The sequence below is a fragment of the Thermobaculum sp. T2p genome, assembly GCF_059335935.1.
In genome coordinates this window covers 1-12,877 of sequence record NZ_JANZYQ010000005.1, presented here as the reverse complement: position 1 = coordinate 12,877, position 12,877 = coordinate 1, and the positions used below count along the sequence as shown (strand labels likewise).

Here is a 12,877-nt window from a genome sequence, read left to right as displayed (position 1 = left end):
CCGACCCTCTTTTTTGTGTAAAAACAAACATAGTATTTATTAGGAGGAAAACCGAGGTGACCATATCTAAGGAAGCGATTATTGAACTAAGAGAAAGAACAGGTGCTGGCATAATGGATGCCCGTAGAGCTCTGGAAGAGGCTGGTGGTGATATCGAGCGAGCAGCTGAGATCCTTCGTGAGAAGGGACTATCAGTAGTAGCTAAGAAGGCCGGCAGAGAGGCCAAACAGGGACTTATAGAGTCCTATGTGCATGCTGGTAGGCTTGGGGCTCTCATAGAGCTCAATTGTGAGACCGACTTCGTAGCACGCACTGATGATTTCAAGAATCTTGCCAAGGAAATAGCAATGCAGGCTGCTGCTAATGGGGCGGGCTCTGTGGAGGAACTTCTTTCTCAAGCCTACAATCGTGATTCTAGCAAGACCATTCAGGATCTGATTAACGACACCATTGCTCGGGTTGGTGAAAACATAGTTCTTCGTAGAGTTTGCAGGTTTGCACTTGGTGAAGAGTAGTTTCCAATAAAGGGGGCGCAAAAAGCGCCCCCTTTCGTATATTATCGTATTGGCTCTATTATGTAAGCCTTCTAGACAGGAAATAGGGGGTGATGTCCTGTGGCCAAATATAATCGCGTTCTTCTCAAGTTGAGCGGTGAGGCCTTGATGGGCAAGATGGGGTACGGGATAGATCCTGAGGTAGTGCGAGATATAGCAGGGCAGATAAAGCGTGTGGCATCTCAGGGGGTACAGGTTGCTGTTGTGCTGGGCGGAGGCAATATATGGCGAGGCCTAAGCGCAGCGTCACATGGTATGGATAGGGCAGTGGCCGACTACATGGGTATGCTTGCTACCGTTCTTAATTCTCTGGCTTTACAAGATGCTCTTGAAAAGATGGATTGTGAAACCAGAGTTATGACTGCTATAGAGATGCCACAAGTTGCCGAACCATATATTAGAAGACGTGCAATAAGACATATGGAGAAAGGTCGAGTGGTGATACTCGCAGCTGGCACGGGCAATCCGTACTTCAGTACGGATACAGCTGCTGCACTCCGTGCGCTCGAGCTGCATGCGGAAGTTATTCTGTTTGCTAAAAATAATGTTGATGGTGTTTATTCCTCTGATCCTAATGTCTACCCTGATGCTGTAAAGTACGATGAAATCACCTTTAAGGAGGCTATCCAGCTCGGCCTTAAGGTTATAGATGGCCCAGCCCTTGCTCTCTGTCAGGAGAACTCTCTACCTGTGTTGGTATTTGGGATCCAAGAGCCAGACAGTATAGTAAGAGTGATATCAGGCGATAAGCTTGGAACTGTAGTAAGCTAAACTACGGTCAAAATATTAATTGTTGGGAGGAGTGCGAGATGATAGACGACTTGTTGGCAGATGCCGAAAAGCGTATGCGTCATAGCATTGATGTTCTTAAAAAGGATCTGTCTAACATAAGATCTGGTAGAGCGACTCCAGGGCTTGTCGAGCATATAGAGGTCGAGTACTATGGAGTACCAACACCTCTGATTCAACTTGCTAGTATATCTGTGCCTGAGCCGAGAATGATAGCTATTACTCCTTGGGATCCTAATTCTATAGGACCTATCGAAAAGGCTATACAGAAATCCGAGCTTGGGCTTAATCCCTCAAATGATGGCAAGATTATACGCATACTTGTTCCGCCTCTAACAGAGGAGCGAAGGCGGAGTTTGGTCAAGATGGTTCGTCAGAGAGTTGAGGAAGATAGAGTTGCCATCAGAAACATTCGTCGTGATGTCATGAACGACATCAAGCAGATGCAGCATGAGAAGATGATTAGCGAGGACGAGGCTCGTAGAGCTCAGGAGAAGCTGCAGCAGCTGACTGATAAATATATCAAGGAAGCAGACAACCTTGGTGAGCAAAAAGAGCAGGAGATACTGACAGTTTGAGTAACGGTATACCCAATCACATCGGGATAATCATGGACGGTAATGGTCGATGGGCCGTTAATCAAGGTCTGCCAAGATACGAAGGCCATCGTGCCGGTGTACGTAACATACGCAATGTGGTCGAGGCATGTGTGGAATTGGGCATCAAGTATCTGACCGTCTATGCTTTCTCTACCGAGAATTGGTCTCGACCGCCTGAAGAAGTATCTATGCTCCTCTCTATACTCGAGAACGTCCTTCAGACTGAAACACCTGAGCTTCACAAGAACGGAGTCCAGATACGTCACCTCGGCAGCCTAGACGAACTTCCTGAGCATCTACAGCACGAGATAAGGAAAGCTCTAGAGCTTACAAAGCATAACAACAGGTTGGTTCTAAGCGTCGCTTATAATTACGGTGGCAGGGCCGAGATCATACATGCCGTCAAAAAGATAGTGTCAGATCATGTTCCGCCTGATAAGATCGATGAAAATCTCTTTAGCCAATATCTTTACACCGCAGGACTACCCGATCCTGATCTTATCATCCGGACGGCAGGAGAGATGAGGCTTTCCAATTTTCTCATTTGGCAAGCAGCCTACGCGGAGTATTGGTCAACGCCAGTTTTTTGGCCGGACTTCACTAAAGATCATCTTAGACAGGCGATCGAGGACTATGGTCGTCGTCAACGTAAATTCGGAGGACTTCTTGAAGAGGATTAAACCTTGCCTTCAGGGTTCCTAATCAGGTCTATTAGTAGCGTCCTAGTTATACTTGTTGCAGCAGCGGTTGTCTATAGCCCCAGATCTATACTGATCCTATTGCTAATAGTCCTTGCCTTTATTGGGGCGCTTGAGCTGTATAGGATGATCTCATCTCTTTATCCAGGCATCCCTCTTGGGTTGCTGCTTCTACTTACGGTCTCTATTGTGATAAGCGGGGCTTTGGCTAACATGACTAGTCAGTTATCTTGGGTATTATTTGCGTGCTGTGCTAGTGTGTTATTGCCCGCGGTGTTTTCTGTGCTACGTCTCAAGCCCCAGGAGGGGGTGATTGCGTGGTTATTTACAACAGGCTCCAGCCTGTACGTAGGTTTACCCATGGCTCATATAGAGCTTATTAGGGGGTTGGAATCAGGACGTGAATGGCTTATCTTGGCCATAATCTCTACATGGGTTACAGATACTAGCGCTTATGTAGCGGGTAGTATGTTTGGAAGAAGGAAGCTGGCACCCAAAATCAGCCCAGGAAAGACTGTCGAAGGGGCTATGGCTTCAACAGTATTCACTATCCTGTTAGTTACAATTCTTGTACCCTTGTTTCGACTACCTATAAGCCTTGTTTGGGGACCTATAGTGGGCCTAGCGCTTGCCTTTGCCTGTCAGCTGGGCGATCTCGCAGAGTCGTTCATAAAGAGGGCTGTTGGGGTGAAAGACTCCGGGAACATAATCCCCGGGCATGGCGGCCTGCTAGATCGTATAGATGGTCTTTTATGGGTCGTCTTGATAACTTACTATATAGCCAAGTTGGCAGTTACGTGACCTCCTTAGCTGAAAAGCCTTCTATAGCATAGGCAATCTTGGCTTTACATATTGTAGCCACAAGTTGCAAGTTTTGATTCATTAGCACCAGGTCAGCGTCGTACCCAGGCTCGATCAAGCCCTTTCTAGATTCGACTGATGCAGATATTGCTGGGTTCAAAGTAAGCATTCTTACGGCATCAGGTAATTCTACTTCTATTTTTTCTATCATGTTCCTCAATGCTTGATCCATAGTGAGAACGCTTCCGGTTAATCTGCCATCTTCAAGGCGAGCTGCCCCATCTATTACCTTAGCTTTTTGTCCTCCGAAAGTAAATTCCATACTTGGGCATCCAGCAGCAGATAAAGCATCTGTGATTACAATCGTCCTATCGGATCCTAGCGCTTTGACGAGTATTTTAACGACTGCTGGATGAACATGTACGCCATCTGCTATAACCTCTCCCATTACTTGTGGTGACTCAGCAATTGCTCCCAATGTACCTGGCTCTCTGTGATGTAGTGGAGGCATGGCATTGAAACAATGAGTCGCATGGGTTATTCCCCATCCGATAGCTTCAAGAGCTTGCTCATAGGTTGAGTTGGTATGTCCTATACTTACCCTAACGCCATTATCTATGAGTAGACTTATCATCTCGCGTGCATTTGGTAGTTCTGGTGCTATAGTAACCAGCCGTAGATGCCCCTTGGAAGATTGAAGTATAGATTTTGTTTCATCAATGTCGGGTGTTCGAAGCCATGAGGTATCATGTGCTCCTCGCTTCTCAGGGCTAATATATGGGCCCTCCAGGTGAATCCCCAGAGGCTCTGCTCCTTCCTGATAGCTTTCTATAGCATTTACTGCGGCTTGTATTTGCGCTATCGGTATACCATGTGGTATACCAACTACTCCGATGAGAAATGAAGTTACCCCAGTTGAGGGTGCCCATTTGCAGTATGAAAGTATTTCTTGTGGGTCGGTAGTATGCAGATCAAACCCTCCGCCTCCATGTGTATGCACGTCGATAAAACCTGGGAGGATATAGAAGTCTGATGCATCGATGACTTTGAAGCCGTCTTGTAAGTTGGTGTCTTGATAGCTGATTAGTCCATTTGAGAGTTTCAAGCCTGGGTTTTGCCTTATCCCGCGAGCATCTACTATGTTTCCACCACGAATAAATATCTCCATCTAGATAACCTCAGATCTTTCCTGGAGTTTCATGTTATTATGCTAACATACTTGTTGTCTTTTCATTTTATATCTTGGTACTCACTTAGCTTATGAGAAGACGAATCATTACAGGATTAGAAAGACTTTTATCGCAGGGAAATGAGGCAGTGGAGGGGCGTCCTATCGCTCTTCTGACTAATCATACTGGCGTGGATAGGAATATGCGCCATATCGTTGATTTACTTGCTTCTGATGACCGTTTTGACCTAGTGGCACTACTTGCACCAGAGCATGGTATAAGAGGTGAGGTGCAAGCTGGGGAGAAAGTTTCGAGCTATATTGACCCTAGAACTGGAATTCCAGTACATAGCCTTTATGGGGAATCCTATGAACCAGAGGATCAACTCCTAAGAGATATAGATGCAATAGTTGTTGATTTGCAGGACGTAGGTGTGCGCTATGCTACTTATACGTCTACGCTGTTGAGGGTAATGACTAAGGCTTCACGCTTCGATGTAGATGTAATAATTCTTGATAGACCTAACCCTCTCTCACCAAAGGGTATTCATGGCCCCTTACTACAGAAGGAGTACACTTCTTTTGTTGGATTTCATGATGTGCCTGTCTTGCATGGAATGACGTTGGGTGAGACAGCATGTCTTTTGGCTCATGAATTGGGACTAAGAGCACCTATAGTAATAGAGATGGAAGGTTGGGCAAGGCACTTATGGTATGATGATACAGACTTAGTATGGGTGCAACCTTCTCCCAATCTACCAACTATGGACTCCCTGCTGTTATATCCTGGCACTTGTCTTATAGAGGGAACTAATATATCTGAAGGCAGGGGAACAACTAGACCTTTCGAATATATAGGAGCACCCTGGATAGATCCATATGCATTACTGGAGACACTAAGGAAATTTGAGTTTCCTGGGGTGTTGTTTCGCGCTACATATTTTACGCCTATGTTCTCAAAACATTCTGGCCGGTCGTGTGGAGGCTTACAAGTACATATATTGGATCGATATGCATTGAGGCCGGTGGAATTGGGGGCGTATCTTCTGAGAGCCTTTTATTTGCAGGATGAAGAAAAATTCGAATGGATACAAAACAGTGAAGGTAAGTTCTTTGTGGACCTGCTGATAGGTAGTGACAAGCTGCGTAAAGCTGTTACCTCAAATACCGATAGTGAATTCCTAGATTTGGTAACAGTTTGGAGAGAAGATGCACTATCTTTTATAGATAGATTCCGGGAAGTACAGCTCTATCAGTAATTTTGTAAGGAAGTGGTTATGATAGAGGATCTTGAACAGGTACTTAAGTCTTTGGAGACTGAGAAGATCAATCCAGCAACTACTAATATAGATAAGATGTCTCCATTAGAGATAGTTCAGGTAATGAATTCTGAGGATGCTAAGGTAATTTTGGCTATTCAGAAAGAACTGCCAAAGATAGCACGTGCTATAGAGGAGATAGCTGCAAGGCTACGTAAAGGCGGCAGGCTTATATACATGGGTGCTGGCACCTCTGGAAGATTAGGTGTGTTAGATGCTTCAGAATGTCCTCCTACTTTCAGTACTCCAGAGGGCATGGTAATAGGTTGGGTAGCAGGCGGGCCGGAAGCTTTGGTTAGGTCTATAGAAGAGATAGAAGACAGTGCGGAAGCAGGGCGTGCTGATGCTCAAAAGTTGGGTGTAAGTAATATGGATGCACTGGTGGGTATTGCTGCTAGTGGTAGAACGCCATATGTGCTTGGTGCTGTCGCTTATGCGAAGGAAAAGGGAGCACTGACTATAGGTTTAGCTTGTAACCCCAAGACTCCGTTAGAAAGAATAGTGGATATCATGATAGCCCCTGTGGTTGGTCCCGAAGTTATCGTAGGTTCCACCCGACTAAAAGCAGGTACTGCTGAGAAGATGGTGCTAAACATGCTAAGTACAGGTAGTATGATACTTCTTGGGAAAACATACGGTAACTTGATGGTAGATCTCCAACCCAGAAGCTCCAAGCTAAGGAGAAGAGCTGTATCGATACTTCAAGCAGCTACAGGCGTGAGTGAGCAGGAAGCTGAGAACATCCTTAAAAGATCCAACTACAATCTCAAAGTGGCGATAATAATGGCAAAGACAGGGCTTGACTTTGATGATGCTAGAAGAAGGCTTCAGGCGGCTAACGGTGTTGTAAGAAACGTTCTAGAGGAGTTGGGCCTTGAGTGAGGTTTTTGTAGGCGTTGATTCTGGAGGTAGTAAAACCCTTGCTGTTGTAGTCGATGCTGCCGGCAATGAACTAAGTAGGAAATCTGGTGCAGGCGCTAATTATGCTGTTTCAGGTCTGGACTGGGTAGTGCACACGATAACCTCAGTTGTATCGGAGGCTCTGTCGCTAGCGGGCATTACTGATAAGCCTAAGGCTGCATGGCTAGGTATTGCAGGTACTGATAGACCCGAAGATTATGATGCGCTGTATCCGGCACTCTCCTCGGTTGCCGATAAAATAAAGATCACTAATGATGGTGACCTGGGCTTGTGTGCCCTTAGGGATAACGTTGGTATAGCTATTATAGCTGGTACTGGTGCCATAGCGGTTGGTGTTGATGTGAAAGGTAAGAGGAGCAGGACTGGTGGTTGGGGACATATTATTGGTGATGAAGGCAGCGGCTATGATATAGGTAGGAGAGGATTACAGGCTGCAGTTAGAATGGCAGATGGCAGGGGAGTTAACACCTCCTTGCTGGACAAGATACTGCATAAATGGTCTTTACATGATCCCTCCGAAATAATTCCAAAAGTGTATCATAACTACGATAAGGCTTTGGTTGCTTCTGTGGCTGAGATTGTTTTCGAGGCAGCTGCAGAGGGGGATCAAGCATCAAAGCAGATAATAGCCGATTCTATTCGTGAGATAGCTTTGCTGGCTCTACCTCTTGCACGCCGGCTGGAGTTCCCAAATGGTGAGGTGCCGTTGGCTCTTTGTGGTGGGCTATTGGTCGGTAACACCAGTTTTCGGGAAGGAGTATTAGATATAGTCTCTCAACATTGCAAGTTGGGTCAAGTTGAGGTAGTGCAAGAGCCTGCGTTGGCGGCAGCCCGAGCTGCCAGAAATATCTAGTCAGTTAGGCAGTACTGGATTTAGATTGTAGCATTTTTAGGTTTATAAGGGTTTCCTTAATGGCTGCTCTTTCCCTGTTATAGGTCTCTTGATCTAACTTTCCTTCTGATAACTGATTGTCAAGAGATGCTAGCTCTGCTAGTAATTTATTGTATAAAGCCTGCTCGGAGACCTGCTTGCTTTTTCTACTGATGAGAGCTAGTGTTGAGGCCAGCATCAGGATTATTAGTCCCGCTGTAGCTATCCAAATCTGTGGGTTGTTGGGCCTTATAGTCCATATATTTACTGGTAATCCGCTAAACGTGATATCCAGGGTGGTTCTATTTTGAAATGGGCCACCGACAAGAAGATTATATCTACTGCCCCAAAGAGATACAGGATCACCAGCTTTCAGTTGGGAAGAACTTATGCTTGGGCCGCCCTCTTTCCCGAGCAGCCTGAACTCCTTTGTAGGGTAGGGTAAAGTAAGTTGAAAGTTGTAATTGCTCTGATCTACGCTATACGGGATGCTATAGGTAAAAGTTACCTCATTAGGCCCGGGATATATGGGTAAGTTTGTGCCGAATCCTCTATCGGTCTGAATCATCTGATAGTTGGCCAGTCTGCCCAGACCTGTTAGTTGATCCGCCCCTGATGGTAGCGAGAATCTCAATAGTCCCATAGGCCCTTTGGGTCCGTTGGTGGTAGGCAGAAAAGTCTTATTGGTAGGATTCTGGATCATGAACGTCTCTAGGACGAAAGCCCTCTGCGTAGTTTTATCTGTGTCTAGTAGCACTAAAGAAGCAGATTCAATATGAATTATAGAATCATCAAATGTGGTCTCGTAGACTTTGAGATCATACTTGCGACTGGGGTTTTTGTCAGTTAGCTGTATGTTCTGTGAAGTGTACTCTACGCCTTTGTATTTCGCGTAGACTATATAGTTGTAGTTGTCACCTACTGGCAGACTATTAAACTGGAAATAACCATTGGCATCTGTCTTCGTGGACTTGTTGGGCTGTTCTGTTTGTCCGTTAGTCCAATATAGGTTCACCGAGTACCCACTGAGTGGGCGAGATGTTGTCCCATTTATCAGTCTGCCGCTTATCTTCCCGTTTGCTGCAGCATTTACGTTCGAACTAATCGTACTACTAACTAGTAGGAATGCAATGAGGGTTATTAAGATTTGAAGTCCGTGTACTCTCATTTCCCTGACCAAGAAACTCCTTTATCGCGGCTGACGTAGATGTTGCCAGCGGAGTCTACAGCATACATGACATCATTTCCAACTGCTAAGGCTCTTAGGTCTTTTGATAATCCAATCTTTACCCAGCTTGTACCGTAATCGGTGGACTTGAAGAGCCCTATATCTGTGGCTGCATACAATGTCCCCTGGATGTTCCCACCATTTGGAAGTGTACCTCTCTCCCCGCTAGATCTGTCATATACTACGTATCTAACGTTCTTGGTGGGTAGCGCTCCGTTTACCGTGCCGTTAGCACTACCCCAAGCTCCTTGTGTACCAACAAATACACCTGCCGGACTAGAACCAAATATGACTAGAGGATCGGTAGAGGCTATGGTTGCCGATGAAACGCCTGCTTGTTCTGGGCCAGTAGTTTTAATCCAGCTGGCACCATTGTTTGATCCTATGTATAGGTTGCCCTCTGCATCAAATCCATATATCTTTGAGTTTTCGTTGTCAACTGTGATAGCTACCAGCCTTGGGGCATTTGATATTCTAATCCATGATTTGCCTTGATCCTCTGATGTCCATACTTGGGAGTTGACTAAAGCAAATAAACGGTTATCAGTAGTACTTATGGATGTTACGTTACCTTGTATGCCGGAAAGGGATTCCCAAGTCTTACCACCATCAGTACTCTTCCAGATAGTAGTGCCATCTCCTGCAAACACTAGGTCGCCAGATCCATATGTAGCTATAGTCTGCACATTGTTCGATGGAATGGTACCTACTGCTCTAGCGCTGGCATTTCTAGCTGTCTGTTGGAGGTAAATAACTGCGGTCGCCAGAGCAAATAATAAGCAAGCTATAACTATAGATGTTAGGGCTTTTCCTCGCCTGTCTAGGGAGGGTAATACAACACGCTTTGTAGTCGGAGTTCTAAGTTGTAAATTGGGTGTTGGCTCGATCGATGTAGCCTGGAGTTTGGTTCCACACTTGGAGCAGAACGAATCATCTTTATCTACCCTGGCTGAACACCTTGGACATACTAATTCCTGTGCTTCAGTTACGGATTGATTGGTCTTGATCATCAAAAGATCGTGTTCTATTTGCCTGTCGATGTAGGCTAGATCATTTTCTGCTGAATCTGTACCATATCCTGCCGTAGTGCTGACAAGTTCTCTATATTGGAGACGTAGTTGCCTATAGTCTTCTTCGCTCAGCTTGCCTAACCTGTAATCAGTTTCTATATCTGCAAGAGCTTCCAATGCCATATCATGAATACTGGAATCTCCTTGGTCAATTAGAGCGTTCTGGAGATACACGTAGGAGGGCCTACGTGTAAATAAAGGCTGAAGCACAAAAACTACCACAACCAGGAATATAATCGCTGCAGCTAGAGCTATTACCACAGTTCAGAAACCCTTCGATCCTTGATCTCTTGCAGAATCTCAGCATCCTCTAGCTCGGTATCTGATACATGATTTGAGCTATCTATCATGGAGACAGATTTTCTTCTAACCCACTTATTCATGGCAAAGAGTAGGGCTATTCCACAAATGATTATGGCCAATATAGGCCAGGACCAAACAAGGAGTCCAAAGCCCTCCTTGGGAGGGGTCAGTAATATTTGCTCACCATACTGCTGCACAAAGTATGCTTTTATCTCTTCTGGAGTCTCACCAGCAAGTAGTTTCTCTTTGATGGTTTCTCTCATATCTGCGGCCAAAGGGGATGGAGAGTCAGCAACTGACTCGTTTTCACACACTAAACACTTTAGGTCCTTTGCTATTTGTCTTACCTGATCATCTATGTTAGCAGGCTGTGATTTGGCAAATACCTTGTTATTGATTACAAAGGTGGGAGCTAGTAGTAGGAGTAAAGTTATGATGTTGACTATCAATAGATCTACTAATCTAAGCCTGGACATTCGCGCCTACCTGGTTAACTAATACCTCTGCAGCTGTACTCCTTTGTCTGACCACGCTTCTCCTTGCCTGTGGCCATGCACATATTAGGGTACCAATTACAAATAGTACACCACCCCACCATATAAGAGCCACCATGGGATTTATAAATACCCTAACAGTTGCGTTGCCGTTTTGATCTATATCGCTTATTAGCACGTATATATCATCTAGGTTGGGAAATAGAGTTTTGATAGCCACTCCAGTAACAGGCTGGTCTTCCCAATTCTTATAAATCCTTTTCTCAGGGCGTATGTTACCAAGGTACTCTTGCCCATGTCTGAGGCTTAAATCCGCATAGATTACCTGAACGCTTGGTCTCTGTATAACGTATAGGCCATTGCTTGTTAGGGTATAGCCATCCACACTCATAGACTGGCCCTTCTGCAGCGTGCGCGTGGATTCATACTGATAGAAGCTAGAGGCTGTTATGCCTACTGCTAGTAGCAACATAGCTAAGTGGACTATATATCCGCCGTATCTTCGTCTATTTCTTCTAACTATATTTACCAAAGCAATCACAAAGGGCTCAGAAGTGTTCCTACTTCTAGCAGCTGCAGCCTTATAGAATTCTATACAGGTGGCTATGAAAACAAACGTTATAGCAGAGAAAGATAGCAGCGCGGGGAATTTTCTTACGCCCAGCAGGAATAGAAGTGATCCTACTATTACTCCAGATACTGCTGGGAGTGCTAGGTTGCGTATAAATCTGTGACCCGAGCTACGGCGCCATGCTAACAACGTTCCAATGCCAATTAGGAGTATCAATAGCAGGAATAAAGGCCCATTCACTTGCTTGAAGAATGGCGGCCCTACCGATACCTTTGCCCCTCTAACCACCTCTGATATGAGCGGGAATATGGTACCCCAGAAGGTGGCGAAAGTAATTCCAAGTATCAATAGATTGTTCATTAGGAAACTGGCCTCTTTAGACAGCAGGGAATCAAAACTTCCCTCTGTCTTCAGCTTGGGCAACCTGAAGAATATTAGTCCCAATGAGAATATAGTTGCTATACCCAGGAAGGTGAAGAAGAACGGCCCTAGACTGGAAAGTGCGAAAGCATGTACAGAGGAGATTACACCGCTACGTACAATGAAAGTGCCGAATATGGCTAGAAGGAAGGTCAAAACCACGAGTCCCAGGTTCCATACCTTGAGCATTCCGCGACGCTCTTGAACCATGGTTGAGTGAATGAATGCTGTCGCGGTTAACCATGGCATGAGCGCAGCATTCTCAACAGGGTCCCAACCCCAGTACCCCCCCCAGCCAAGCACATGATAGGCCCACCATGCGCCTATAAGCAACCCTATACCTTGTATTAGCCATCCGATAAGCATCCATCTTCGGATAGCCAGCAACCATTCCTTGCCGAGCCTTCCAGTTAGTAAGGCTGCTATGGCATAAGCAAAGGGTATAGAGAAACTCATGTAACCAGTAAGTAGGAATGGGGGATGAAATCTCATCCCTGGGTCCATGAGGAGTGGGTTGAGTCCTTGCCCATCAACCGCTTCGACCGCTAGCCTCTCAAACGGATTGGAGACGAAGCTTAGAAGCAATAGGAAGAATACTTCTATACCAAGAAGTACTGACCCGACATAAGGAGCTAGTTCTGGATAATTCTTCCTAGCATGCCAAACTGCGATGGCCGAGAAGATAGTCAACATCCAAGCCCAGAACAAAAGCGACCCTGCTTGCCCGCCCCAGAAGCTCGTGAATAGATAACTGGGACTCATATCTCTACTAGATGTCTGGGCTACGTAGGCGATCCTAAAGTCATGGGTAAAAAGTGCCCAGAACATGAATCCGCTTGCCAGAGTAACCAGAAAGGCGTTTGCGAATATTGCATGCTGAGAGCTTCTAACAAGCAGATTGCCTCTCAGCTTGCTATACAACCTGCTCTCGCTGTTAGACAGCAACCAGGAGCCATAAGCTCCTGTTATCAATCCATATACTGCTAATGCAAAAGCTACGATTAGAGCAAGGAAAGCTATATCAGAAGGTATCACTGTGTATTTCCTTGAGATGATTTGGACTGGAACTTG

The 12,877-nt window shown here is 45.5% G+C and carries 13 protein-coding genes; 8 read left to right on the top strand and 5 right to left on the bottom strand.

Features of this window, described 5'->3' with window-relative positions:
- The first annotated feature begins 56 nt into the window (after positions 1 to 56).
- The 5 genes from tsf to N2245_RS02035 all read left to right on the top strand — a co-directional run bounded on the left by tsf (position 57) and on the right by N2245_RS02035 (position 3,441).
- A complete protein-coding gene (gene tsf, locus N2245_RS02055; protein WP_494535070.1) occupies positions 57 to 515 on the top strand; it encodes a translation elongation factor Ts in 459 nt (152 codons plus the stop codon).
- 99 nt (positions 516 to 614) lie between these two features.
- Positions 615 to 1,325 carry a UMP kinase gene (pyrH, locus tag N2245_RS02050; protein ID WP_012875458.1) on the top strand — a complete coding sequence of 237 codons (711 nt, stop codon included), beginning with the start codon at positions 615 to 617 and terminating at the stop codon, positions 1,323 to 1,325.
- A 38-nt stretch (positions 1,326 to 1,363) separates the two neighbouring features.
- Positions 1,364 to 1,921, top strand: a complete 558-nt coding sequence (frr, locus tag N2245_RS02045) for a ribosome recycling factor (RefSeq protein WP_494535069.1) — start codon at positions 1,364 to 1,366, stop codon at positions 1,919 to 1,921.
- The gene (gene uppS / locus N2245_RS02040; protein WP_494535068.1) at positions 1,918 to 2,622 is read left to right on the top strand and encodes an undecaprenyl pyrophosphate synthase; all 705 of its coding nucleotides are present in this window, start codon (positions 1,918 to 1,920) and stop codon (positions 2,620 to 2,622) included. Before frr ends, uppS begins: the two co-directional genes overlap by 4 nt.
- 3 nt (positions 2,623 to 2,625) lie before the next feature.
- A complete protein-coding gene (locus N2245_RS02035) occupies positions 2,626 to 3,441 on the top strand; it encodes a phosphatidate cytidylyltransferase (RefSeq protein ID WP_494535067.1) in 816 nt (271 codons plus the stop codon).
- Here N2245_RS02035 and nagA read toward each other — a convergent pair.
- Positions 3,434 to 4,609: an N-acetylglucosamine-6-phosphate deacetylase gene (nagA, locus tag N2245_RS02030; RefSeq protein ID WP_494535066.1), complete on the bottom strand. Its 1,176-nt coding sequence runs from the start codon at positions 4,607 to 4,609 to the stop codon at positions 3,434 to 3,436. The genes N2245_RS02035 and nagA overlap by 8 nt on opposite strands.
- A 92-nt stretch (positions 4,610 to 4,701) precedes the next feature.
- On the opposite strand from nagA, the gene N2245_RS02025 reads away from it, so the two are divergent.
- The 3 genes from N2245_RS02025 to N2245_RS02015 are packed head-to-tail and all read left to right on the top strand — an operon-like array spanning position 4,702 to position 7,702.
- The gene (locus tag N2245_RS02025; protein WP_494535065.1) at positions 4,702 to 5,868 is read left to right on the top strand and encodes an exo-beta-N-acetylmuramidase NamZ family protein; all 1,167 of its coding nucleotides are present in this window, start codon (positions 4,702 to 4,704) and stop codon (positions 5,866 to 5,868) included.
- 18 nt (positions 5,869 to 5,886) lie between these two features.
- Positions 5,887 to 6,810, top strand: a complete 924-nt coding sequence (gene murQ, locus N2245_RS02020; RefSeq protein ID WP_494535064.1) for an N-acetylmuramic acid 6-phosphate etherase — start codon at positions 5,887 to 5,889, stop codon at positions 6,808 to 6,810.
- Entirely contained in the window at positions 6,803 to 7,702 is a 900-nt protein-coding gene (locus tag N2245_RS02015) for an N-acetylglucosamine kinase (protein ID WP_494535063.1), read from the top strand. Before murQ ends, N2245_RS02015 begins: the two co-directional genes overlap by 8 nt.
- Before the next feature lie 4 nt (positions 7,703 to 7,706).
- Here N2245_RS02015 and N2245_RS02010 read toward each other — a convergent pair whose 3' ends face one another.
- The 4 genes from N2245_RS02010 to N2245_RS01995 form a co-directional block, all read right to left on the bottom strand.
- Positions 7,707 to 8,888, bottom strand: coding sequence for a carboxypeptidase regulatory-like domain-containing protein (locus N2245_RS02010; RefSeq protein ID WP_494535219.1), 1,182 nt, complete (start codon positions 8,886 to 8,888; stop codon positions 7,707 to 7,709).
- Positions 8,885 to 10,279 carry a DUF6242 domain-containing protein gene (locus tag N2245_RS02005; RefSeq protein ID WP_494535062.1) on the bottom strand — a complete coding sequence of 465 codons (1,395 nt, stop codon included), beginning with the start codon at positions 10,277 to 10,279 and terminating at the stop codon, positions 8,885 to 8,887. Before N2245_RS02005 ends, N2245_RS02010 begins: the two co-directional genes overlap by 4 nt.
- Positions 10,273 to 10,797 (bottom strand): cytochrome c-type biogenesis protein, encoded by a 525-nt coding sequence (locus tag N2245_RS02000; protein WP_494535061.1) that lies wholly within the window; start codon positions 10,795 to 10,797, stop codon positions 10,273 to 10,275. Before N2245_RS02000 ends, N2245_RS02005 begins: the two co-directional genes overlap by 7 nt.
- Positions 10,784 to 12,877 (bottom strand): heme lyase CcmF/NrfE family subunit (locus N2245_RS01995; RefSeq protein ID WP_494535060.1); only part of this gene is annotated, 2,094 nt, incomplete at its 5' end. The genes N2245_RS02000 and N2245_RS01995, both read right to left, overlap by 14 nt.